20 protein-coding genes are annotated in these 22,495 nt (G+C 65.7%); 12 read left to right on the forward strand and 8 right to left on the reverse strand.

Annotated elements, in window-relative coordinates; translation table 11 throughout:
• Position 1 precedes the first annotated feature (1 nt).
• The 4 genes from fabB (at position 2) to mtnA (ending at position 4,155) form a co-directional block, all read left to right on the forward strand.
• Positions 2 to 1,231, forward strand: coding sequence for a beta-ketoacyl-ACP synthase I (gene fabB / locus ACTTAI_RS05175; protein ID WP_444454740.1), 1,230 nt, complete (start codon positions 2 to 4; stop codon positions 1,229 to 1,231).
• 5 nt (positions 1,232 to 1,236) lie between these two features.
• Positions 1,237 to 2,025: an enoyl-ACP reductase FabI gene (locus ACTTAI_RS05180; RefSeq protein WP_444454741.1), complete on the forward strand. Its 789-nt coding sequence runs from the start codon at positions 1,237 to 1,239 to the stop codon at positions 2,023 to 2,025.
• 69 nt (positions 2,026 to 2,094) lie between these two features.
• Complete coding sequence (locus ACTTAI_RS05185; RefSeq protein WP_444454742.1) at positions 2,095 to 2,922, forward strand: alpha/beta fold hydrolase; 828 nt, start codon at positions 2,095 to 2,097, stop codon at positions 2,920 to 2,922.
• 129 nt (positions 2,923 to 3,051) lie between these two features.
• Complete coding sequence (gene mtnA / locus ACTTAI_RS05190) at positions 3,052 to 4,155, forward strand: S-methyl-5-thioribose-1-phosphate isomerase (RefSeq protein ID WP_444454743.1); 1,104 nt, start codon at positions 3,052 to 3,054, stop codon at positions 4,153 to 4,155.
• 236 nt (positions 4,156 to 4,391) lie between these two features.
• Here the strand turns inward: mtnA and ACTTAI_RS05195 are convergent, their stop codons facing one another.
• Complete coding sequence (locus ACTTAI_RS05195) at positions 4,392 to 5,375, reverse strand: sugar-binding transcriptional regulator (RefSeq protein WP_444454744.1); 984 nt, start codon at positions 5,373 to 5,375, stop codon at positions 4,392 to 4,394.
• A 93-nt stretch (positions 5,376 to 5,468) separates the two neighbouring features.
• Between ACTTAI_RS05195 and ACTTAI_RS05200 the strand changes: the two genes are divergently transcribed.
• Positions 5,469 to 7,502: a bifunctional aldolase/short-chain dehydrogenase gene (locus tag ACTTAI_RS05200; RefSeq protein WP_444454745.1), complete on the forward strand. Its 2,034-nt coding sequence runs from the start codon at positions 5,469 to 5,471 to the stop codon at positions 7,500 to 7,502.
• A 227-nt stretch (positions 7,503 to 7,729) separates the two neighbouring features.
• On the opposite strand, the gene ACTTAI_RS05205 is transcribed toward ACTTAI_RS05200, so the two are convergent.
• The 5 genes from ACTTAI_RS05205 to ACTTAI_RS05225 all read right to left on the reverse strand — a co-directional run bounded on the left by ACTTAI_RS05205 (position 7,730) and on the right by ACTTAI_RS05225 (position 12,889).
• On the reverse strand, positions 7,730 to 8,539 hold the full coding sequence (locus ACTTAI_RS05205; RefSeq protein ID WP_444454746.1) for a DeoR/GlpR family DNA-binding transcription regulator: 810 nt from the start codon (positions 8,537 to 8,539) through the stop codon (positions 7,730 to 7,732).
• 110 nt (positions 8,540 to 8,649) lie between these two features.
• A complete protein-coding gene (locus tag ACTTAI_RS05210) occupies positions 8,650 to 9,708 on the reverse strand; it encodes an ABC transporter permease (RefSeq protein ID WP_444454747.1) in 1,059 nt (352 codons plus the stop codon).
• A complete protein-coding gene (locus tag ACTTAI_RS05215) occupies positions 9,705 to 11,240 on the reverse strand; it encodes a sugar ABC transporter ATP-binding protein (protein WP_444454748.1) in 1,536 nt (511 codons plus the stop codon). The genes ACTTAI_RS05210 and ACTTAI_RS05215 overlap by 4 nt, the downstream gene beginning before the upstream one ends.
• Positions 11,237 to 11,884, reverse strand: a complete 648-nt coding sequence (locus tag ACTTAI_RS05220) for a DUF2291 domain-containing protein (protein ID WP_444454749.1) — start codon at positions 11,882 to 11,884, stop codon at positions 11,237 to 11,239. The genes ACTTAI_RS05215 and ACTTAI_RS05220 overlap by 4 nt, the downstream gene beginning before the upstream one ends.
• Positions 11,885 to 11,947: 63 nt before the next feature.
• Positions 11,948 to 12,889 (reverse strand): D-ribose ABC transporter substrate-binding protein, encoded by a 942-nt coding sequence (locus ACTTAI_RS05225; protein WP_444454750.1) that lies wholly within the window; start codon positions 12,887 to 12,889, stop codon positions 11,948 to 11,950.
• 354 nt (positions 12,890 to 13,243) lie between these two features.
• Here ACTTAI_RS05225 and ACTTAI_RS05230 point away from each other — a divergent pair, with 354 nt between their 5' ends.
• From ACTTAI_RS05230 to ACTTAI_RS05245, 4 genes are read left to right on the forward strand one after another with little or no spacing between them, the layout of a single operon-like run.
• Positions 13,244 to 14,710: an L-fucose/L-arabinose isomerase family protein gene (locus ACTTAI_RS05230; RefSeq protein ID WP_444454751.1), complete on the forward strand. Its 1,467-nt coding sequence runs from the start codon at positions 13,244 to 13,246 to the stop codon at positions 14,708 to 14,710.
• 11 nt (positions 14,711 to 14,721) lie between these two features.
• Positions 14,722 to 15,546: a transketolase gene (locus tag ACTTAI_RS05235; protein WP_444454752.1), complete on the forward strand. Its 825-nt coding sequence runs from the start codon at positions 14,722 to 14,724 to the stop codon at positions 15,544 to 15,546.
• On the forward strand, positions 15,546 to 16,508 hold the full coding sequence (locus ACTTAI_RS05240) for a transketolase family protein (protein ID WP_444454753.1): 963 nt from the start codon (positions 15,546 to 15,548) through the stop codon (positions 16,506 to 16,508). Before ACTTAI_RS05235 ends, ACTTAI_RS05240 begins: the two co-directional genes overlap by 1 nt.
• On the forward strand, positions 16,505 to 17,980 hold the full coding sequence (locus tag ACTTAI_RS05245; RefSeq protein WP_444454754.1) for an FGGY-family carbohydrate kinase: 1,476 nt from the start codon (positions 16,505 to 16,507) through the stop codon (positions 17,978 to 17,980). The genes ACTTAI_RS05240 and ACTTAI_RS05245 overlap by 4 nt, the downstream gene beginning before the upstream one ends.
• Before the next feature lie 119 nt (positions 17,981 to 18,099).
• Here ACTTAI_RS05245 and ACTTAI_RS05250 read toward each other — a convergent pair whose 3' ends face one another.
• Positions 18,100 to 18,537: an RbsD/FucU family protein gene (locus ACTTAI_RS05250; protein WP_444454755.1), complete on the reverse strand. Its 438-nt coding sequence runs from the start codon at positions 18,535 to 18,537 to the stop codon at positions 18,100 to 18,102.
• 428 nt (positions 18,538 to 18,965) lie between these two features.
• On the opposite strand from ACTTAI_RS05250, the gene ACTTAI_RS05255 reads away from it, so the two are divergent.
• Complete coding sequence (locus ACTTAI_RS05255) at positions 18,966 to 19,811, forward strand: hypothetical protein (RefSeq protein ID WP_444454756.1); 846 nt, start codon at positions 18,966 to 18,968, stop codon at positions 19,809 to 19,811.
• A gap of 114 nt (positions 19,812 to 19,925) precedes the next feature.
• Positions 19,926 to 20,339 carry a hypothetical protein gene (locus ACTTAI_RS05260; RefSeq protein WP_444454757.1) on the forward strand — a complete coding sequence of 138 codons (414 nt, stop codon included), beginning with the start codon at positions 19,926 to 19,928 and terminating at the stop codon, positions 20,337 to 20,339.
• A 42-nt stretch (positions 20,340 to 20,381) separates the two neighbouring features.
• Here the strand turns inward: ACTTAI_RS05260 and ACTTAI_RS05265 are convergent, their stop codons facing one another.
• Complete coding sequence (locus ACTTAI_RS05265; RefSeq protein WP_444454758.1) at positions 20,382 to 21,236, reverse strand: universal stress protein; 855 nt, start codon at positions 21,234 to 21,236, stop codon at positions 20,382 to 20,384.
• A gap of 194 nt (positions 21,237 to 21,430) precedes the next feature.
• Here ACTTAI_RS05265 and selD point away from each other — a divergent pair, with 194 nt between their 5' ends.
• Positions 21,431 to 22,495, forward strand: coding sequence for a selenide, water dikinase SelD (gene selD, locus ACTTAI_RS05270; RefSeq protein ID WP_444454759.1), 1,065 nt, complete (start codon positions 21,431 to 21,433; stop codon positions 22,493 to 22,495).

Here is a 22,495-nt window from a genome sequence, read left to right on the forward strand (position 1 = left end):
CATGCGGCGCGTCGTCATCACCGGGCTGGGCATCGTCAGCCCCATCGGCAACACTGCCGAAGAGGTTTCGGCCAGCCTGCGGGCCGGCAAGTCGGGCATCGTCTTCGCCCCGGAATATGCCGAGCGCGGCTTCCGCAGCCAGATCCACGGTGCGCCGCAGATCGTGCTGGAAGACCATATCGACAAGCGCAACCTGCGCTTCATGGGCCGCGGCGCCGCCTACAACTTCCTGTCGATGGAACAGGCGATCCGCGATTCGGGGCTTGAGGAAAGCGATATCTCGAACCCGCGCACCGGCCTGATCATGGGCTCGGGCGGGCCGTCGACCTCGAACTTCTTCGAAGCGCATCAGACCGTCATTCAGAAGGGCTCGCCGAAGCGCATGGGGCCGTTCATGGTGACGCGCTGCATGTCGTCGACGAACTCGGCCTGCCTTGCGACGCCGTTCAAGATCAAGGGCGTGAACTATTCGATCACCTCGGCCTGCTCGACCTCGGCGCATTGCATCGGCAACGCGGCGGAACTGATCCAGATGGGTAAGCAGGACATCGTCTTTGCCGGCGGCGGCGAAGAACTCGACTGGACCTTGTCGTGCCTCTTTGACGCGATGGGCGCGATGTCGTCGAAATACAACGACACGCCGACCACCGCGGCCCGCGCCTTTGACGCGACCCGCGACGGCTTTGTCATCGCGGGCGGCGGCGGCGTGCTGGTTCTTGAGGAACTCGAACACGCGAAAGCCCGCGGCGCGAAGATCTATGCCGAAGTGACCGGCTACGGCGCGACCTCGGACGGCTATGACATGGTGGCCCCCTCGGGCGAGGGCGGCGAGCGGTCGATGCGTCTGGCCCTCGACACCCTGCCGGAAGGCCGCAAGATCACCTATATCAATGCGCATGGCACCTCGACCCCCGCGGGCGACGTGACCGAGGTGCAGGCCGTCCGCCGCGTCTTCGGCGAGGGCAACGTGCCGCCGATCTCGTCCACCAAATCGCTGACCGGGCACAGCCTTGGCGCGACGGGCGTGCATGAGGCGATCTATTGCCTGTTGATGATGCAGGGCAAATTCATCACGGCGTCCGCGAACGTCACCGAACTGGACCCGGCGATCAAGCCCGAGGAAATCGCCACGAAGCTGGTCGAAAACGTCGAGTTCGACTCGGTTCTGTCGAACAGCTTCGGCTTTGGCGGCACCAACGCCACGCTGGTGATGAGCGCTTACAAGGGCTGAGTCTGATGGCTGATTTGATGAAGGGCAAGCGTGGGCTTGTCATGGGCGTGGCCAACGAACGCTCGATCGCCTGGGGCATCGCCTCGGCGCTCGCGGCCGAAGGGGCGGAACTGGCGTTCTCCTATCAGGGCGAGGCGTTTGGCAAGCGCGTCGAGCCGCTGGCGGCCTCGGTCGGGTCAAGCTTTCTTGTCGATGTCGATGTGAATGACGATGCCTCGCTTGATGCCGCCTTCGCCCGGCTCAAGGACGAATGGGGCACGATCGATTTCGTCATCCATGCGATTGCCTATTCCGACAAGAACGAGCTGGCGGGGCGTTTCATCCACACCTCGCGCGAGAACTTCAAGAACTCGCTGGCGATCTCGTGCTTTTCCTTCATCGACATCGCCCGGCGCGCATCCGAGCTGATGCCGAACGGCGGCGCGCTGATCACGCTGACCTATGGCGGCTCGAACCGGGTGACGCCGTTCTACAACGTGATGGGCGTGGCCAAGGCGGCGCTTGAATCTGCGGTGCGCTATCTGGCCAATGACCTTGGGCCGCAGGGCATTCGCGTCAATGCGATCTCGCCCGGGCCGATGAAGACCTTGGCGGGGGCTGCCATTGGCGGCGCGCGCAAGACCTTCCGCCATACGGAAGCCAACAGCCCGATGCGGCAGAACGCGACGCTCGAAGCCGTGGGCGGCTCGGCCGTGTTCCTGTGCTCGGACTACGGCGCCTGCACGACGGGGGATGTGGTGATGGTCGATTGCGGCTATCATGTGCTGGGCATGCCGCAGCCGGAAAATATCTGATCGACAGATCGGGTTTCAAGGGCGCCTGCGGGCGCCCTTTGTTTTTGGCCCCAGCTTCGGGAGGAAGACATGGATTTTTTCACCGCAGACGATGGCGCGAAGATCGCTTTCACCGATGAAGGGGCAGGGGGGCCGGTGGTCCTGGCCTTGGCGGGGCTCACCCGCACGGGCCGTGATTTCGATTATCTGGCGCCGCATCTGCCGCCCTGTCGGCTGATCCGTATGGATTACCGCGGCCGCGGCGAAAGCCAGTGGACCGGCGGCGCCACTTATACGGTGGTGCGCGAAGCAGCGGATGCGTTGCAGCTGCTCGACCATCTGGGGGTTGAAAAGACCGCGATCCTCGGCACCTCGCGCGGCGGGATGATCGGCATGTATCTGGCCGCAGTGGCGAAAGACCGTCTGACCGGCCTGTGCCTGAACGACATCGGTCCGGTGATCGAGCGCAAGGGGCTGGTGCGGATCTTCGACGTCGTGGGCCGCAACCCGGTTGCGCAAACCTTCGCCGATCTGGTGGAAAAGCTGCCTTCCGCGATGGTGGGCTATGAAAACGTGCCGATGAGCCGCTGGCTTGAGGAGACCGAGCGGCACAACATCGAAACCCCGCAAGGCGTGAAGATCAACTACGACCCCGAGCTGCGTGATGCCTTCATCCACGCTTTCGACTCTGGCGTCTTCGAGACTTGGCCGCTTTTCGATGCCTGCGCGGGCCTGCCCGTGGCGCTGATCCGCGGCGCGAATTCCGACCTGCTGAGCCCCGAGACCGTGGCCGAGATGCGCCGCCGCCGCCCCGACCTGCTTTTCGCCGAGGTTCCGGGCCGCCCGCATATCCCCTTCCTCGACGAGGCCGAGGCCGTCACCCTGATCCGCGACTGGATCAACCGACTTCCCGTCTGAGGCAGCGGGGCGCTTCGTCGCAGCCGGGTGGTCTCGGCTTTGCATTTGTCATGTGCTGTTGACTTATGGTGCATCCGGTGGAACACCTGCGGCCAAATCAGGCCCGCGGGGCGGGCAAAGGAGGATGCGGTGAAGATCGACGGAACCCCCTATCGCACGATCTGGCAGGACGCGCGCGGCATCGTGCAGGTGATCGACCAGCGCTGGCTGCCGCATGAATTGCGCATCGTCGATCTGCAAAGCCGCGCCGATTTCGTCGTGGCGATCCGCGACATGTGGGTGCGCGGGGCGCCGCTGATCGGCGCCGCTGCCGCCTGGGGCGTGGCCGTGGCGATGCAGGAAGACCCCTCGGACGCCGGTCTGACCGAGACTTGGGAGGTTCTGCACGAGACCCGTCCGACCGCGATCAACCTGCGCTGGGCGCTCGATGAAATGGTGCGCGTGCTGCGCTCGGTCCCGCCGGAACTGCGCGCGGGGGTGGCGGCGAAACGCGCCGCCGAGATCTGCGATGAAGACGTCGAGATCAACCGCCAGATCGGTCTGCACGGGCTTGAAATCATCAAGGCGATCGCGGCGAAGAAGCCGGGCAAGACGGTGAACATCCTGACCCATTGCAATGCGGGCTGGCTGGCGACGGTCGATTGGGGCACTGCCACTTCGCCCATTTATCACGCGCATGAGGCGGGGATTCCGGTGCATGTCTTCGTCGACGAGACCCGGCCGCGCAATCAGGGCGCGCAGCTGACGGCCTGGGAAATGAACCACCACGGCATTTCGCATGCGCTGGTTGTCGACAATGCGGGCGGCCATCTGATGCAGCACGGCGAGGTCGACATGGTGATCGTCGGCACCGACCGCACCACCGCGCGCGGCGATGTCTGCAACAAGATCGGCACCTATCTGAAAGCCTTGGCGGCCAAGGCGAATGGCGTGCCCTTCTATGTCGCGCTGCCCTCGCCGACGATCGATTTCCGGGTGCATGACGGGGTGAAGGAAATCCCGATCGAGGAGCGCAATCAGGAAGAGGTGACGCTGGTGCAGGGCCGCGGCAAGGATGGCACGATTCAGCTCGTGCAGATCTCGCCCGACGGCACGCCCGCGCGCAACCCGGCCTTTGACGTCACGCCCTGCGAGCTGGTGACGGGGCTTCTGACCGAGCGCGGCCTGTGCCCGGCGAACGAAGCCGCGATGGCGGCGATGTTCCCCGATCTGAAGGCTGCGATGCTGGGGTGAGGCTCGTTTCGGGCGGATCCGGAAAGGCACTGCCTTTCCCCGCCCGTTTCGCAACCTGCGTTCCAAGACCGTCTGCATCCCGCGATGACAGAGGCCAGCGCCCGGCCCGGGCGGCGCGAAAGCGCCCGCCATGGGGCGGGGCGGGCGCTGGCCGAGTGCCTATGGGCCCTCGGCCGTCATCCGACTTCTGTCTCGCGTGACCTCGGCGATGCCCTCGGTCATGGCAACCCTGCCTCCTACTCCGCCGCCAGAAGCGCCTCGGCCACCCGCGTCGAGGTGGCGAGATGCGTGACATAGCCGCCGCGGATCGCCGCAAGGCTGGGCGCCACCTTGTCGAGCCCCGGCGTCACCAAAAGCCCCATCTCCAGCCCGACAAGCCGCGGCAGGTCGATGCCGATCATCCGCGCCTCGGTCTCGCCCGGCATCTGCCGCCCCATCGCATCGACGAACCGCCCGCAGATCACCCCCGCCGCGCCGCGCGCGACATGGGCGGCCAGCTCCTCGGGCGTGGCCAGACCCGAGCTGACGACATGGCTGTTCTCGCTCACCGTGCCGACGGAAAACAGAAGCTTGTTCACCCCTTGCAGCGCCTCGAGCTGCGCCCGCAGGATCGGCTCGGCCCGCAATTCCTCGGCCAGCGCTGCGCGGCTCAGCACGGCGGGGGCATGCAGGTTCAGACAGCGCGCGCCAAGCCGTTGCGCCAGCCGGGTCGAGCAGGCCTCGGCGGTGAAGCCATAGGGCGTTGCCATCGACCCCACCAGCTGCAACACCGTCAGATCCTCGATCTCGCGGTTTTCGACCCGCTCGGCCAGCGCGTAGACGGTGCGGCCCCATGCCACGCCCAACCGGTCGCCGGGGGCAAGAAGGTCGGGCAACCACAACGCCGCCCCGCGCACGACGCGGGCAAAGGCGGTGTCCGTCGGCAGCCCGTCATCAGGCACGACATAGGCCTCGGCGAGGCCAAATTTCGTGCAAAGTTCAAGGGATAGCCGATGCGCGGTAAAGGCGGGCGCGGCGAGCGTGATGCGGATCAGCCCGCTTTCGCGCGCCTCCTGCAGGTAGTTCACCACCGTCGCCCGCGAAATCCCCAAAGCCTCGGCGATGTCCTGCTGGTTGCGGCCGTCGTGGTAATACATCCACGCCACCTCGATCACCGCATTTTCGCCGCTGATCCGGCCCAGTGACCGCCCCAGAGACCGCCGCCGTGTCGTGCCCGCCATCTTGCCCTCCGGGTTTCGCCGTTTGACAAAAATAGGTGACAAAAGTAAGGAAATCCAGCGCCGTTCCCGCGCCCGTGAGAAAAGGAGACCCCGATGATCCGCAATCTCTGGAGTGACGAGGCTGCTGCGGCAGCGGGGGGCGAGCTCGGGCAGCGGATTTACAGCTCGCGGCTGATCGGGTCGGACCCTGAGCTGGTGCTGCACGGGGGCGGCAATACCTCGGTCAAGACCGAGGCGGTGGATCTCTTCGGCGAGACGGTTTCGGTCTTGCATGTCAAGGGCTCGGGCCATGATCTGGCGACGATCAATGCGGCCGGAATGCCCGCGGTGCGGCTGGACCCGATGCTGCGGTTGAAGGATTTCGATGCGGTTCCCGATGACGTGCTGGTGAAGCTGCAGCGGCTCAATCTGCTTGACCCGGCGGCGCCGAACCCCTCGGTCGAGATGCTGCTGCATGTCTTCCTGCCGCATAAATTCGTCGATCATACCCATGCGACGCCGTTTCTGGTGCTGGCGAACCTGCCCGAGGCGGAGGCGGCGATCCGCGAATTGTTCGGCGACCGGATGGCGCTGGTGCCCTTCGTCAAGCCGGGCTTCGGTCTGGCCAAAGCCGGGCTTGCGACCTACACGGCGCACCCGGGCGTCGAGGCGCTGCTTTTGAAGAACCACGGCCATTTCACCTGGGGGCCGGATGCGAAGTCGAGCTATTTCAAGGTGATCGAGCACGCCAATCTGGTCGAGGCCTGGCTGGCCGACCGCCGTCCTGCGCCTTTGCTGCCCGCCGCCGCCCTGCCGGTGGCCGAGGTCGCCCCGGTGCTGGCGGCTCTGCGCGGCGCGCTCGCCTCGGCGCTGCCGGAAGACGCTGCACTTCCGGTTCTCGATCTGCGCGCCGATGACGCGACGCGGGCCTTTGTGTCCCGCCCCGATCTGGAGGCGCTTGCCAAGGCCGGGGTGGTGACGCCCGATCACGTCATTCGCACCAAGGGCGAGGTTCTGGTGCTTCGCAAGGCTGCGCAAACGCCCGAGGCGATGCGTGCGGCGGTGACCGATTACGTCACCCGCTACCGCGCCTATTTCGAGGCGAACAAGGCCCGGTTCGGTGGTCCGGTGGCGATGCTGAACCCCATGCCGGGGCTGATCTGGCTCGAGGGCATCGGCGCCGTGGGCGCGGGCGCGGATGCCAAAGCCGCGCGGATCGCGGCCGATATCGGCGATCAGTCGGCGCGGGTTAAGGCGGACGGGCTGGCGGCTGGCGGCTTCCGCTCCATTGCCGACGCAGATCTGTTCGACATGGAATATTGGCCGCTGGAACTGGCGAAGCTGGGCACGGCCAAGGCGCCCGCCTTGCAGGGCCGGGTGGTTCTGGTGACGGGCGGCGCGGGGGCCATCGGGCTGGCGACGGCCGAGGCTTTCGCGGCGCAAGGGGCCTCGATCTTCCTCGTCGATCGTCCCGGCGAGGTGCTTGAGAAGGCCGTGGCCGGGCTTGGCCGCGACGCGGCGGGGCATGGCTGCGATATCACCCAGCCCGGCGCGGCGGCCGCGGCCGTGGCGGCCTGTGCGGCGCGGTTTGGCGGGCTGGATATCCTTGTCTCGAACGCCGGGGCGGCGATTACCGGCGATATCGCGACGCTCGATGAGCAAGTGCTGCGCGGCAGTTTCGAGCTGAACTTCTTCTCGCATCTGGCGTTTTCGCAAGCGGCCATCGCGCTTTACCGGGCGCAGGCGGCGGGGCGCGGCACGCGCGGGGCCGAGCCGGGGCAGATCCTGTTCAACGTGTCGAAACAGGCAGTGAACCCGGGCAAGGGCTTTGCGGCTTACGGCCTGCCGAAAGCCACGAGCTTCTTCTTGCTGCGGCAACTGGCGCTGGAACTGGGGCCGGAAGGGATCCGCGTCAACGGGATCAATGCCGACCGCATCCGCTCGGGGCTGCTGACGCCCGAGATGATCGCGGCGCGGTCCTCGGCGCGGGGGATCGATGCCGGGACCTACATGGCGGGCAACCTGCTGAAGGTCGAGGTCGAGGCCCGGCATGTGGCCGAGGCCTTCGTGGCGCTGGCGCGGGCCGAACGCACGACGGCGCATGTGATGACGGTGGACGGCGGCAATATCGAGGCCGCGCTGCGCTGAGGGCGTCTCGGGCGGATCAGGAAAGGCATCGCCTTTCCCCGCCCGTCAGGGCGCCAGTGGCACCAAGACCGTTTCCACGAAGAACGACAGAGGCCTGCGCCTGCCCCGGCGGGCGAGAAGCGCCCGCCATGGGCGGGGCGGGCGCTGGCCGAGTGCCTGATGCACTCGGCGGTCAGGGGGCTGATGTGTCGCGTGACCTCGGCGATGGCCTCGGTCAGGGCAGGGGCTCAGGTCGCGATCAGCAATTCGATCCCGCGGGCCTCGAATTCCTTCGCATCCTTGTCGGAAATCCCGTCGTCGGTGATGAAGGAATGGATCACCGCGAGCGAGCCGAGCCGGGTGAAGGAACTCTTGTTGATCTTCGAGCTGTCGGCGACCAGATAAACGCGCGAGGCCGCGCGGATCATCGCTTCCTTCAGTTGCAGATCGGCGAAGCTGGGGTAAGTCAGTCCGGCATCGAGCGCCACGCCCGCGGTCGCCAGAAACAGCTTCCCGGCAAAGATGTTGCGGAAGTAATCGACCGACTTGTCGCCCGACAGCGACAGCGTGGGGGCCTTGAACTGCCCGCCCGGCATGTGCACCGCAAATCCCGGCACCGAGCCAAGGATGATCGCGATATTGAGCGCATTGGTGATCACCGTCAGATTGCGCCGCGTCACCAGCCGCGTCGCCACCTCGGTCGTGGTCGTCCCGGCATCGAGGATGATCGTCTCGCCGTCGCTGACAAGCGAGGCCGCCAGCGCCCCGATCAGCCGCTTCTTGTCCATGTTGTCCTGATGATGCAGCACCAGCCCCTCGGCGCGCGAGGACGGCGCGTTCAGGAAAGCCCCGCCATGTTCGCGGGTGATGAAACCCTCGGATTCAAGCTTTTCCAGATCCTGCCGGATCGTCGCCTCGGAGACCTGAAACGCCACCGCCAGATCGCGCACCCGCGCCGAGCCCTCTTCCTCGATCCATTCAAGGATGCGACGCCGACGCGGTTCGGACAAAAGACCGGCCTTGCTGTCGTCACGGATCGGAACGGGTTTCGTGGACACGGGGTTAGCCTATCGGTTGCGGGTCATGGGAACGTCAGGGAATGTCTCTGACTTCCTTAGGGGCGGGGGCTGGGCCGGTCAACGGCCCAGTGCCTTGTCGAGGCGCGGCCTTAACGCCCGAGCGCCGCCTCCTGTTGCAGCGCCACGCGGGCCTGCAGCTTGCTTTGCGCCTGATCGATGACCACGGCGGCGACGATGACGAGCCCCTTGATCACGGTCTGCCAGAACGAGGACACGCTCATCATCACGAGGCCGTCGGACAGGATCGAGATCACGAAGGCGCCGACGATGGTGCCGCCGATCTTGCCGCGCCCGCCCGAAAGCGAGGTGCCGCCCAGAACCGCCGCGGCGATCGCGTTGAGTTCAAAGGTTTCCCCGGTCGCCGGATGGGCGGCTTGCAGTTGCGAGGCGATGATCAGCCCGACGATCGCCGCGCAAAAGCCCGAGAACATGTAGACGAAGAGCTTGACGCGATTGACTTTCACGCCCGAAAGCGCGGCCCCGCGTTCGTTGCCGCCCACCGCATAGATGTGACGGCCGAGCGGCGTGCGTTTGGCGATATAGGCTGCGACGAGACCCACCGCGATCAGCATCCAGATCTGCACCGGCAGACCAAGGAAGGTGCCCGCGCCGATCGCCGGGAAGCTTGATGAGCCGTAATCTGCATTGCCCGACAGGTTCGGGAAGGTGCGGCCGCCCGAGGACAGCAGCGCCGCGCCGCGGGCGATGTAAAGCGTGCCGAGCGTGGCGATGAAGGGGGCGACGTTCAGTTTCGTGATCAATATCCCGTTGATGAAGCCGACAAAAACGCCGACACACATCACGAGAAGGGTGATTTCCAGCGTGTTGAACTGCATCGTGCCGACCGAGCCAAGGTCGATGCCATAAAGGATCAGCCAGCCCGAGACCATGGCGCAAAGCCCCACAGTCGAGCCCACCGACAGGTCGATGCCGCCGGTGATGATGACGAAGGTCATGCCGATCGCCAGAAAGGCCGTGAGCGCGGCGTGTTTCGCCACGATCACGCTGTTCGCCAGCGTCATGAAGTTCGGCGCCATGAAGGCGAAGAAACCGAACACAAGGATCAGCGCCAGATAGGTCCGGGCTTGCAGAAGCGTCAGCAGCAGCGGCGAGCCCTGCGCGGGGGTGGAGGCGGGAACGGCGGTCATGCTGCGATGTCCTTCGAGTTTTGCGCATTGGGGGTGGTGGCCGAGATCACCTTCGCGGCTTCGGTGCCGGACGGGAACTCACCGGTCACGCGGCCCTGCGCCATGACGATGATGCGGTCGGAAAGGGCCAGGACCTCATCGAGGTCCGAGGTCACGAAAAGAATGCCCAGACCCTCGGCGGCCAGACGGCGCATGGTGCGGAAGACCTCGGCCTTGGCGCCGATGTCGATGCCGCGCGAGGGCTCGTCCATCAACAGCACCTTCGGCCCGGTCATCAGCGCCTTGCCGATGACGACCTTCTGCTGGTTGCCACCCGAAAGCGACGAGACCGGGTTTTCGGGGCTCGCCACCTTGATGGTGAGCCGCTTGATGAACTCGATGGCGGTCTTCGCTTCTTTCTTCAGATTCAGATGGAAGAGCTTGGTGAAGCTCGGCAGCGAAGAGAGCGTCAGGTTTTCCCGGATCGCCATGATCTGGATGAGCCCGTCGCGCTTGCGGTCTTCGGGAATGAGCGCGATGCCGCGGGCGATCCGGCCGGGCACGTCGCGTTCGGTCAAAGGCTTGCCCTCGACCCAGAACTTGCCGCCCGAATGCGGGTGCTGCGCCATCACGCATTCCAGAAACTCGGACCGGCCCGCGCCCATCAGCCCGTAAAGCCCGACGATCTCGCCCGAGCGGATCGACAGCGAGACGTGATCGACGGTGAAGCCGCCACCCGCGCGGGGGAGGGCGATGTTTTCGGCGCGGAAGATCTCGGGGCCGAAATTCGCGACTTCGGAGCGGCCATATTCTTTCGAGCTGGAGCCGATCATCGCCTGCACGATCCAGGGAATGTCGACGCCTTCCATCGAGCGCGCGCCGGTGATGACGCCATCGCGCAGCACGGTGATGTAATCGCCGACCCGGATCAGCTCTTCGAGCCGGTGGGAGATGTAGACGATGCCGACGCCCTGCGCGGTGAGTTCGTCGATGACGCGGAACAGCACCTCGACCTCGGCCGCCGACAGCGCCGAGGTGGGTTCATCGAGAATGAGAATGCGGGCGTTCTGCGCCAGCGCCTTGGCGATCTCGACGATCTGCTGCTGGCCGATGCGCAGATTGCCGAGCGGCGTGTCGGGATGGATGTTCTGTTCGAGCCGCTCCATCAACACCCGCGTCGCGCGCCGATGCGCCTCGATGTCGATATCGATGCCGCCGCGGGTGGTTTCATGGCCGATGAAGATGTTTTCGGCCACGCTCAGGTTCGGAAACAGGTTCAGTTCCTGAAACACGATGCCGATGCCCGCGGCCACGGCATCGGCCTTGGTGCGAAACCGCATCTCGCGGCCGTCCATGGTGATCGTGCCTTCGGTCATGTCCTCGACGCCCGCGATGAGCTTCATCAGCGTCGATTTGCCGGCGCCGTTTTCGCCCACCAGCACGTTCACCGCGCCCATGCGCAGGTCGAAATCCACGCCCTTGAGCGCGCGGGTGCCGGGGTAGACCTTGACGGCCCCGCGCATCATCAGGCCGATCGGGTGCTTTTCGGTCATGGCAGCACCTCGATCGCGGTCGGCGTGACGAGCCACTTGTCGCTGGCGGCGCGCAAGGACACGACGCCGGTAAAGGCGACGATCTTGCCGGTCGGGTCTTCGGTGGGCACGGTCAGCCCGGCCGAGGCGCGGTCGTTCAGCGCCCGGCCCAGCTTGCCGAATTCCATCTGGTCGCGGAAGGCGGTGAAATCGTAGATCTTCGGTGCGACATCGCGCAGCGCATTGCCCTTGATCACCGGGCCAAGCTGCAGCGTCAGATCGGCGCCGCCATCGCCGTCGGTATCAAGCTCGAGCGTGCGCGCCCGCGTGTCCAGATCGGCCTTGATGACCTTGCCCTGATCCTTCAGCGCAAAGTTCCAGGGCGAGCCATTGCCCGCGCCGCGCGCGCCATGGGCCTTGCCCGCAGCGTCCAGCCCGCCTGCGATCTGGGCGCGCAAGGCGGCTGCCGTCTGCGCCTGCGATGCGATGAGGGGCAACAGCTTCGCGTCATAACTTTCGGCCAGCAGCTTGGTGATGCGCGCCGCATCGCCGCTGGCATCCGCAGCGGGGGCGGCAGAGTTTTCCGCCGTTTTCGGCACGATCTTGCAGCCCGTCGTACCAAGCGCAACCGCAAGGCACAGGGCCGTCACAACAGGGGATTTCATGGCCGTGGATCCTTTGGAATCCGGCGCGCCGAGGGATATCGGCGCGCCGGGGACGTTCTTCGATCAGTTCGACAGCGCGAAGGTTTCAAGCTTCGCCGCGTTGTCGGCATTGATCAGCGCGCAATCCATCAGCTGTTTTTCCTCGACGCCGGTCGAGCCGGTTTTCAGGAATTTGTCAGCTTGCTCGACCGCCATCTGCGCTTGCGCATAGGCCGGTTGCAGGACGGTGGCCTTGATGCCGCCCTTCTTGATCGAGTCGCGCACGTCGTTCGAACCGTCAAAGCCGACCACGACCACATCGGTCCGGCCCGCAGCTTCAAGCGCCGCCCAAGCGCCCATCGCCATCGTGTCGTTGCCCGAGATCACACCCTTGATTTCCGGGTGCGCCTGCAGCATCGATTCCATCACGGTGTAGGCTTCGGTCTGCGACCAGTTCGCGGTCTGGCTCGCCACCAGTTTCAGGTCCGGATACTGGTCGATGATGTCGTGATAGCCCTGCGAGCGGATCCCGGCGTTGGTGTCGGATTCCTTGCCCAAAAGCTCGGCATATTCGCCTTTTTCGCCCATCACCTTGACGAATTCTTCGCCGCCAAGCTGCGCGCCTTGATAGTTGTTCGACACGATCTGGCTGACCGCGATCCCCGAGGCGGTGATCTCACGGTCGATCAGGAACGAGGGGATCCCCGCATCCTTGGCCTTTTGCACGGCGGCAACGGTGGCATCGGCGCCGGCGTTGTCGAGCACGATGGCCTTCACGCCCGCAGCGATGGCGCTGTCGAAGAGTTCCGATTGCTTGTTGGCGTCGTCGTCATGGACCAGAACCATGGTGTCATAACCCAGTTCCTTGGCCTTCGCCGCAGCCCCGTCGGCTTCCGCCTTGAAGAAGGGGTTGTCGTGGCTGGGGGTGATGATGGCGATGGTGTCCGCCGCGGCGGCAAAGCTCGGCATCACACCGGCCATGGCGACGGCCATAGCCGACACCAGAAGGCGTCTCTTCACGTTCATGGGTATCCTCCGTTGTCGCGCGCCCCCCGACCGGGGGCGACTCCCCGGCTGTGATCCTGCGCCTTGCTCTCGATTGTCGTCAAGTATTTTCGTTTCGCTTTCGATTATTTCGCTTGCTTTCGCAATAATCACATTCTGCGCCATGAATGTTTGCGCATGACGCGGCGCTGCGGCGTGATTTTCTGCGAATGCACTGCAATCTCAGGGGGTTAGTTTGTGCGTTCTTCGCGCATACCGGCGCTTGCGTAAAAGCTGCGACTCGTAGTAAAACGAAGAAATCGAAAGTAATCGAAAGCAACCCGCGATGCGCGCAAGCTTGGCCGCAGCGGGGCAGCGAATGTCGGGAGGAGAGACATGAGCCAGCATATCCACCGCAAGGTCACGCTGGGCGTGGTGATCGGCAGCCGCGCCTTTTTCAGCCCCGCGCCCTGCAAGGATGCGCGCGACGAGGTTCTGGCGCAACTGACCCGTCTGGGCGTCAAGGCGGTGATCCTGCCCTATGAGGCGACGGCGAATGGCGCGGTGCAGTCGATTGCCGATGCCGAGCTTTATGCCAAGCATTTCAAGGCCCACCGGGATGACATCGACGGTCTGGTGATCTGCCTGCCGAACTTCGGCGACGAGATCGCGGTGGCCGAACTTGTCAACCGCGCGAAGCTGAACGTGCCGATCCTGCTGCAGGCCTCGAACGACGAGATCGGCAAGGTCGATGTGCATTCGCGCCGGGACGCCTTCTGCGGCAAGTTCTCGGTCGCAAACAACTTCTGGCAATACGGTGTCGCATTCACGGAAACCACCACTCATACATGCGACACCGGGGGCGAAGAGTTCGGGGCTGACCTTGAGCGCTTCGCCCGCATCTGCCGCACCGTGCGGGGGCTGAGAAACGCCCGCATCGGCGCGATCGGCGCGCGGACGAGCCCGTTCCAGACCATGCGCTTTTCCGAAAAGCTGCTGCAGGCGAGCGGCATGACCGTAGTCACGGCCGATCTGTCGGAACTTCTGCAACAGGCGGGCGCCATTGACGACGCCGACCCGGATCTGGCGGCGAAGATGGCGAAGCTGAAGGCCTATGGCAAGATCCCGGCGCATATCCAGCCCGGGCAGATCCTGAAACAGGCGAAATGGACCCTCGCCGTCAACCGCTGGATCGCCGAAAACGGCTGCGATGCCTCGGCCATTCAATGCTGGCGCTCGCTGCAGGACAATTTCGGCTGCGCGACTTGCGTAACCATGTCGATGATGGGCGAAGAGCTGATGCCCTCGGCCTGCGAGGTGGACGTGATCGGCGCGGTCTCGATGTATGCGCTGGCCTTGGCCTCGGGCCAGCCTTCGGCGCTGCTCGACTGGAACAACAACTACGGCACCGAGCCGGAGAAATGCGTCTGCACCCATTGCGGCAACTATCCGAAGAGCTTCATCGGCGACACGCCGGAAATCGGCGAGCTTGACGTGCTCGGCGAGACCATCGGGCGGGCGAAATGCTTCGGCGCGGTCAAGGGCAAGGTGAAGGCCGGTCCGATGACCTATTTCCGGCTTTCGACCGATGACCGCAACGGCACGATGAAATGCTATCTGGGGCAGGGGGAGTTCACCGACGATCCCTTCGGGATGGATGGCGGCATTGCCGTCGCCCATGTGCCGCAGCTCCGCAAGCTGATGAAATTCGTCTCGCACAATGGCTTTGAACACCACGTTGCAATGGTGCGCGGCCATGTGGCGGACGTTCTGAACGAGGCCGTGGTCCGTTACCTCGGCTGGCCGATCTACCACCATGGGGGCGAGCCCGAGCCGCAGCTCTTCGTTCCCCACCGTTTCTGACAGAGGATGCCATGACCCCGAAAACCGAAACCGTGGACCGCATCCGCGAAAAGGCGCTCTGGATGCGCCGGACCGCGTTTTCGATGGTGCACAAGGCGCAGCTTGGCCATCCGGGTGGCGATTTTTCCGCCATCGACATTCTGGCGACGCTCTATTTCGGGGTGATGCGCTATGACGCGACCCGCCCCGAATGGGCAGAACGCGACCGCTTCATCATGTCGAAGGGCCATGCGACGGGCGCGCTTTACACCGCGCTGTGCGCTGCGGGCTACTTCCCCGAAGACTGGCTTGAGACCTACATGCAGCCGCGCTCGAAACTGAACGGCCACCCGAACCGCAACTATCTGCCGGGGATCGAGACGAACACCGGGCCGCTGGGCCACGGCTTCCCGGTCGCCACCGGCATCGCGATCGCGGGCCAGTTGACCGGCGCCGATTACCGGACCTTCGTTCTGACCGGTGACGGCGAACAGCAGGAAGGCTCGAACTGGGAAGCGGCGATGACCGCGGGCTTCCGCAAGCTCGAAAACCTGACCCTGATCATCGACCGCAACCGGCTGCAGCAGGGCCAATCGACCGAGGACACCACGGGCATGGACCCGATGGATGACAAGTACCGCGCCTTCGGCTTCGAGGTCGCGGTGGTCGATGGCCATGATCTTGGTGCGCTATACGACGTGCTGTCTGCCTCGCCCAAGGGCCGGGGCAAGCCGCTCTGCGTGATTGCCAATACGGTCAAGGGCAAGGGCGTGTCCTTCATGGAAAATCAGGCGAAATGGCACCACGGCGTGCCCGATGATGCGCAATTCGCGCAAGCGATGAAGGAGCTGGTGTGATGTCGCATGCTGCACCGATCAAGGCCGGTCTGGCCGATTGCCGCAATGCCTGGGTGGAAACGCTCGAAGCCCTCGCGGCGGAGGACGAACGCATCGTCGCCGTGGTGAACGACTCGGTCGGCTCGTCGAAGCTGAACGGCTTTCAGAAGAAATTCCCCGACCGTCTGATCAATGTCGGCATCGCCGAACAGCTGATGGTCGGCGTCGCCGCGGGGCTCGCGAACGGGGGGCGTATCCCCTTCGTCTCGGCGGCTTCGTGTTTCCTGACCGGGCGCTCGCTCGAGCAGGTCAAGGCCGATGTGGCTTACGCGAATTTCAACGTGAAGCTGGTCGGTCAATCCTCGGGCGTGGCCTATGGCGAACTGGGCGCGACGCACCATTCGATCGAGGATTTCGCCTGGCTGCGCGTGCTGACGAACATCACCACCATTGCCCCCGCCGATGCCTGGGAAACCGCCGAGGCGGTGAAATGGGCGGCGGAGCATGAAGGCCCGGTCTATCTGCGGCTGTCGCGGATGCCGGTGCCGGATCTGGATCTTCCGGGTCGCAAATTCACCCCCGGCAAGGCCGAGGTGGTGCGCAAGGGCTCGGATGTGACGGTCATCGCCTGCGGCACGACGGTGCATCTTGCGGCGGAAGCGGCGGACAAGCTGTCGGACAAGGGCCTTTCGGTAAGGGTTCTGAACATGGCCACGATCAATCCCATCGATGTCGATGCCATTCTGGCAGCGGCGCGTGAAACCGGCGCCATCGTCACGGTCGAGGAAGCCTCGGTCCGCGGCGGGCTGGGCGGCGCGGTGGCGGAAATCACCGCGGGCGAATGCCCGGTGCCGGTCGAACGGCTCGGCTTCCCGGGCTTCGTCGTCACCGGCTCCACCGAATGGCTGTTCGAGGAATACGGTCTTTCCGTCGCGGGTATCTCGGCCGCCGTGCGCAAAGTTCTGGCGCGGGTGTCGAAATGAAAGCGCCGGGTTCCGGGCCGCGGGTTCTCGCCATCGATCAGGGCACGACGAACACCAAGGTGCTGATCGTCGGCCCGGATGGAACGGTGCTGGCCCGCGCCTCGGCCCCGCTGAGCACCGCCTATCCCCATTCGGGATGGGCGGAACAATCGGCTGAGGCGCTGTGGGCCTCGGTCCAGGGCACGATTGCCGAAGCGATTACGGGGGCTTCGGGCCCGATCGACGCCATCGCCATTGCGAACCAGCGCGAGACGCTGGTGCTGTGGGATGCGGTCACGTCTGCGCCGCTTTGCCCGGCGATGATCTGGCAATGCCGCCGCACCGCCGAGGATTGCGCCGCGCTCGCCGCGACGGGCGTCGGCCCGGTGGTCGAGGCGGCGACGGGGCTGGGGCTGAACCCGCTCTTTCCGGCGACGAAACTGGCCTGGGCGTTGCGCAATATCCCCGCCGTCGCCACCGCGCAGGCGGAGGGGCGGCTCAGGGCGGGGACGGTCGATGCCTGGCTTTTGTGGAACCTGACTGGTGGCGCCGCGCATGCGACCGATCATTCGAACGCCTCGCGCACGCTTCTGTTCGACACGCGGACACTGAGTTTTTCGCCGGAGCTGGCGGCGATCTTCGGGGTGCGGGTCGATTGCCTGCCGCAACCGCTGCCCTCGGACAGCCTCTTTGGCACCACTGCCGCGGGGATGACGGCGCTGCCTGCAGGCGTCCCGATTCAGGCGATGATGGGCGACAGCCATGCCGCGCTTTACGGCCATGGCGTGCGCAGCCCCGGCGCGGTGAAGGCGACCTATGGCACCGGCTCGTCGCTGATGACGCTGACGCCGGGCCGCGTGACCTCGCGCCATGGGCTGTCGGGCACGATCGGCTGGACCGATCGCAACGGCACGGCTTTCGCACTTGAGGGCAACATCACCGTTTCCGCGCAGGCGGCGGCCTTCATGGCGAAGCTTTTGGGGTTGAAAGACGCCCGGGCGTTGTCGGATCTGGCGCAGACCGTGCCGGATGCGGGCGGCGTGACCTTCGTTCCGGCGCTGGCGGGCCTTGGTGCGCCGCATTGGAACGATGCCGCGCGCGGCACGCTGACCGGCATGAGCCATGCGACCAGCCCCGCCCATCTGGCGCGCGCGACCTTCGAGGCCATCGCAAGTCAGATCGCCGATGTCTTCGAGGCGATGCAGGCCGATATCGGCCATCCTCTGGCCGCGCTGTCGGCCGATGGGGGGGCTTCGGGCAATGCGTTCCTGATGCAGCTGCAGGCCGATCTGATCGGCCGCCCGGTGCAGGTTGCCGCGCTGGAAGAAGTCGGCGCAGTGGGTGTCGCGGCGATGGCGATGGCGGCGCTGGGTCACCGTCTGCCCTTGCCCGCACCGAAGCCGCCCTTCATGCCGGGTTTGAAACCGGCCGAGCGTGCGCAGCTGCGTGACGCCTGGGATCATGCCATCGCGCAGGCCTCGCTGCCTGCGTAACTCGACGCCCGAGGCGCCCCATTCTCCTCCGCCCGAGGCGCCCCATTCTCCTCCCCCGTGGCGCCTTGGGAGTGTAACCGCCCGCAAGGTTCGCTTGCGGGCGGTTCCTTTTTTTGCGATCACGCCTGCGGACGGATCACGCCCTTTTTCAGGATCAGGCAGCCGTAAAGCCGGGTCTCGCCCGTTGCGACGATGGCAAAGGCCTGTTTCGAGCGGGCGTAGAAATCGAAGCGCTCGACCCGGCCCAGCTTCGCCGCGGGGCCTTCGTGCTTGGCCAGAATGGCGCGGAAATCGGCGAAGATCGGCTGCTCGGCCGTGGGGTCGCCCACCACTTCCATGTGGAAGGCCGCTTCGGGCACAAAGTCATCAAGCGGCATCACCGACAGGATCGCATCCATCACCTGAGTCGCGCTCAGGCCGGGCATCCGGATCAGCTCCTGCGCGCAGCTTTCGGCAGGGAAATTGGCGTCGACGATCACGATCTCGTCGCCGTGGCCCATGGCGCGCAGCGTGTAAAGCAGATCCGCCGTCAGGATCGGGTCGATGTTCTTCAGCATGGTGTCACCTTGTGTTCGCGGGCGGCGCGGGGCCGGTCCCGGCGCGATCAAAGACCCGGGCCGGGCAAAGTGCAAGCACGATCAGACCCGGGCGCGGCGGGTTGCGCGCGTGACGGCCTGTGGCCCTTGCGGCCTTCGCGGATGCAGCGCCCGATGCGGAGCGGATTGCCGCGCCGCGGCGAATAATTCTTTTGACATTCGGGGCATTAGACCTGACGCTCGATCATCCTTTGGGCGAAATGCTGGCCGCATGAGTCGCCATATGGGTGTGGCTGAAGACGTTGGGAGGACGCCTTGGCGACGAAACGGATCCCGCGCATGGTCAACGACGATCCGCCCCGTGACGGCGGCCTTGGCGCATCGTCTTCGCGGGGCGCGATCCGGGCGGCGTTGTCCCCCGTCAGGGCTTTCGGGCCGGAGACGCCCGCATGATCGGCCTTTTGCACAAACCCCTTTCGGCCTCTGCGCCGGTGCTCGACCTTTCTCGCGCAAGGTTGCGCCGGGCGCTCGCCGATCTGACCGAAGCGGCGCATCCCGGCGGCGGTCTTTCGCGCCACATGACCGCGCTCTGGCTCAAATCCGCGCTTTTCACCGAGGTTTTCGGCGCCGGGGCCGCACCGGTCAGCGAGGTCGAGTTCCTGAATCTGGCCGCCTTCATGGCGCCCGTGCGCCGCCGTATCGCGCCGATGATCGCGCGCGTCGGCATGGCAGAGCTACGGGCACGGCTGGACATCCTGTTGCAGGGGCAAGGGCCGGTCGATGCGCGCATCGCGCGGTTCCTCGCCTGCTTTTCCGAGGAGCGCGACAACCGATGGCTGCGCGATCTGGCAGCCGAGGTGCTGCATTTCACCCAGCCCGACACCGTGCCGCTGATGACGCGCTGGATCTGGGATGCGGGGGCAAGCACCGGCGCGCTGCGCGAGATCTGGCAGGCAGAGGATATCGACAGGGCAGAGATCGACCTGACCGATGATCTGACGACCTTCACCGCGCTGCAGAGCCAGATCGAGGCTTTCCTGACCGCAGAGGGCCATGAGCGCGACCGGGTCTGGCTCTGCGATCTTTTGCTCGCACATGTCTATGCGGGCTACATCGACGCCTGTGGCGGGCGTTATCTGCGCGGCGATGACGCCGATGCGGCCGATCCGATGCGGCACACCCGCCGAATTCTTGGCCTTGATGCCGTCGATGCCGAAAGTGGCCGCATCCGTCTGATGTTGCTGGAGGGGCCTCCCGATCTGTTGCCCGCCGAAGGATATGAGGCCGATGCCTGAGCCCCGACCCTTTGGGGCCATCGGACGCGGCTCTCCCGGTGTCGCGGTTTCGGGGGTGCGGTGGACGGTCCTGCGGGGGCGGTTTGGGGGCGATAGGGAAGGGGAGCGGGGCTGATGGGCGTTTTTCCGGAAATTCTGGTCGAGATCGATGCCGGGCTCGAAGGACGTGCGGCGCTGCCCGGGATCGACCGGCTCCTGTCGATGGCCGAGGAGGTGCTGGTGACCTGGATCATCTCGCGCGGCGAACCGGTCGAGGTTGATGCGGTCGAGGGCCATTGGCTTTTGGGGCTGCATCGGCAGGGCTGCCGCGCCACTCCCGGGTTCAGCGCCTGCCGCGATATCTGTCGCGAGATTGTCTTTCGTCGCAACATCGCCCTTCTTTACCCGGAGGAGGCCCCCCACGCCCACAGGATGATGGCGATGACGGTGAAGCACCTCGCGCTGTTCGTTGGCGGCAAGCTCGAACAGGCGGGGCTGGGGCAGTTCTGTCGTGCCTCGCACCGGATGCAGGCCCTTGGCGCGGCTTGAGCCTGCCGCTGGACCGGCCTTTCCCGGTGCCGGGGGGGAGGATCAGCGGATCAGCACCACCGGCACCTTGCAGGCGCGCATCGTTGCCGTGGTGGTCGAGCCGATGATCAGGCTGCGGATGCGCGAATGCCCATAGGCCCCCATCACCAGCAGATCGAATTTCTCTTCCTCGGCCAGCTTGCGCAGCGCCGCCTCGGGCTGGCCTGCCAGAACCGTGGTTTCCGCTGCGATCCCGGCCGCGGCCAGCATCGCGCGTGCGGCTTCAAGGCCCTTCTTCACCTCGGGCGTCGCCTGACCGACCGCCGCGATCTGCACCGAAAGACCGGGGAAAAGCGTGCTGCGCGAGATGTGATCGACCGCCTTCATCGCCGAGACGCCGCCGTCATAGGCGACCAGCACCCGCTCGATCGGCTTAAAGGCGCGCGAAGCGACAAAGACCGGCCGCGCGCACGAGCGCACGATCCGTTCGAGGTTCGCGCCCAGATGGTCCATCGCCTGATCGGCTTCCTCGCCGCGCTTGCCCAGCAGGATCACCCGCGCTTCGGACTCGACCTCATGCACCGTGGCCAGCAGATCGCCCTGCCGCAATTCGGCGGAAATCTCGGCCACACCGGCTTTTTCGAGCAGTACCCTTGCGTCGTCGATCAGCGCGCGCCCATGCGCCGCCATCAGTCGCGCGCGTTGCGCATCAAGCGCCGCCAGCTCTTCCATCACGCCGCTGCGCGCGCCGAGCGGCGCGGGTTCCGCCGGATCGGCCAGCATCGGCGCGCCCGAGGGACGCAGCACATGGACGAGCTGCACCGGCGCGCCGGTCCGCTTCGAGATCCAGGCTGCATGGTCGCACACGCTTGTGGCGTAGATCGAGCCATCTACGAATGCGACGATCTTGCCGGTCATCTGTCCTCCTGACGGCTGTCCCCGCTGGGGTGCCTTGCGACTCTGCCCGCACCGGGGCCGCGCCGCCGGATACACGGCTTTGACCGGAAATCCAAGCTGCGACGGGGCCGCGCCAAAGGTTTTGCGCAATCATGCTTGGCCCCGCGACATCCTGCGCCTATAAGCGCGCAGTTTCGGCGCCACAGGAGTTCGCAATGATCGACACCGCCCCGAAGACCGAGCCGCGGCTGACCTCGCTTTCGCATGGCGGCGGATGCGGCTGCAAGATCGCGCCCGGGGTGCTGGAGCGGATCCTCTCCGATACGGTGGTGCCGCTGGTTCCGAAAGAGCTGATGGTGGGCATTGCCACCGCCGATGATGCGGCGGTCTGGCGGCTCAATGACACGCAGGCTCTGGTGGCGACGACAGATTTCTTCATGCCGATCGTCGATGACGCCCGCGACTTCGGTCGCATCGCCGCGACGAATGCGCTGTCGGACGTTTACGCGATGGGCGGGCGTCCCATTCTGGCGCTGGCCATCGTCGGCATGCCGATCAAGGTGTTGTCGGAAGCCACCATCGGCGCGATCCTGAAGGGTGGGGCCGAGGTCTGCGCCGCGGCAGGCATTCCGGTGGCGGGCGGGCATACGATCGATTCCGTCGAGCCGATCTACGGGCTGGTGGCGCTGGGCCTCGTGCATCCCGACCGGGTCAAGACCAATGCCGGCGCGCGGCCGGGTGACGTGCTGGTGCTGGGCAAGCGGATCGGCGTCGGTGTTCTGTCGGGCGCGCTGAAAAAGGGCCAGCTGCCGCCCTCGGGCGAGGCCGAGCTGATCGCCTCGGTGACGCAGCTGAACACGCCCGGCGCCGATCTTGGCGAGATGGAGGCCGTGCATGCGATGACCGATGTGACGGGCTTTGGGCTCGGCGGTCATGGTCTTGAAATGGCACGCGGATCGGGCTGCGATATCGAGATTTCCTGGGCCGCGGTGCCGCGTCTGCCGGGCGTGATGGAGGCCGCGGCCGAGGGCCATCTGACCGGCGCTTCGGGGCGCAACTGGGCCAGCTATGGCGCGGGGATCGATCTTCCCGCCGATCTGGGGGATCTCGATCGGGGTCTTCTGACCGATCCGCAGACCTCGGGCGGGTTGCTCGTCGCCTGCGCGCCCGACGCGGTGGAGGCGGTGCTCTCCACCTTCCGCCGTCACGGCTTCGATCACGCCGCCCCGGTGGGCCGGGTGTTGGCCGAAACCGCCACCCCGCGGCTGCGCATCGTCTGA

This window comes from Rhodobacter capsulatus, from assembly GCF_052363175.1.
GTDB lineage: Bacteria > Pseudomonadota > Alphaproteobacteria > Rhodobacterales > Rhodobacteraceae > Rhodobacter > Rhodobacter capsulatus_D.

Bases quoted from the DNA above. Each gene is read 5' to 3' on its own strand.
- selD (WP_444454759.1), top strand. From the start codon at position 21,431: ATGATCGACACCGCCCCGAAGACCGAGCCGCGGCTGACCTCGCTTTCG.
- ACTTAI_RS05225 (WP_444454750.1), bottom strand. From the start codon at position 12,889: ATGAACGTGAAGAGACGCCTTCTGGTGTCGGCTATGGCCGTCGCCATG.
- ACTTAI_RS05195 (WP_444454744.1), bottom strand. From the start codon at position 5,375: ATGGCGGGCACGACACGGCGGCGGTCTCTGGGGCGGTCACTGGGCCGG.
- ACTTAI_RS05255 (WP_444454756.1), top strand. From the start codon at position 18,966: ATGATCGGCCTTTTGCACAAACCCCTTTCGGCCTCTGCGCCGGTGCTC.
- ACTTAI_RS05180 (WP_444454741.1), top strand. From the start codon at position 1,237: ATGGCTGATTTGATGAAGGGCAAGCGTGGGCTTGTCATGGGCGTGGCC.
- ACTTAI_RS05220 (WP_444454749.1), bottom strand. From the start codon at position 11,884: ATGAAATCCCCTGTTGTGACGGCCCTGTGCCTTGCGGTTGCGCTTGGT.
- ACTTAI_RS05200 (WP_444454745.1), top strand. From the start codon at position 5,469: ATGATCCGCAATCTCTGGAGTGACGAGGCTGCTGCGGCAGCGGGGGGC.
- ACTTAI_RS05215 (WP_444454748.1), bottom strand. From the start codon at position 11,240: ATGACCGAAAAGCACCCGATCGGCCTGATGATGCGCGGGGCCGTCAAG.
- ACTTAI_RS05240 (WP_444454753.1), top strand. From the start codon at position 15,546: ATGTCGCATGCTGCACCGATCAAGGCCGGTCTGGCCGATTGCCGCAAT.
- ACTTAI_RS05245 (WP_444454754.1), top strand. From the start codon at position 16,505: ATGAAAGCGCCGGGTTCCGGGCCGCGGGTTCTCGCCATCGATCAGGGC.
- ACTTAI_RS05250 (WP_444454755.1), bottom strand. From the start codon at position 18,537: ATGCTGAAGAACATCGACCCGATCCTGACGGCGGATCTGCTTTACACG.
- ACTTAI_RS05235 (WP_444454752.1), top strand. From the start codon at position 14,722: ATGACCCCGAAAACCGAAACCGTGGACCGCATCCGCGAAAAGGCGCTC.
- ACTTAI_RS05265 (WP_444454758.1), bottom strand. From the start codon at position 21,236: ATGACCGGCAAGATCGTCGCATTCGTAGATGGCTCGATCTACGCCACA.
- ACTTAI_RS05185 (WP_444454742.1), top strand. From the start codon at position 2,095: ATGGATTTTTTCACCGCAGACGATGGCGCGAAGATCGCTTTCACCGAT.
- fabB (WP_444454740.1), top strand. From the start codon at position 2: ATGCGGCGCGTCGTCATCACCGGGCTGGGCATCGTCAGCCCCATCGGC.
- ACTTAI_RS05260 (WP_444454757.1), top strand. From the start codon at position 19,926: ATGGGCGTTTTTCCGGAAATTCTGGTCGAGATCGATGCCGGGCTCGAA.
- ACTTAI_RS05210 (WP_444454747.1), bottom strand. From the start codon at position 9,708: ATGACCGCCGTTCCCGCCTCCACCCCCGCGCAGGGCTCGCCGCTGCTG.
- ACTTAI_RS05230 (WP_444454751.1), top strand. From the start codon at position 13,244: ATGAGCCAGCATATCCACCGCAAGGTCACGCTGGGCGTGGTGATCGGC.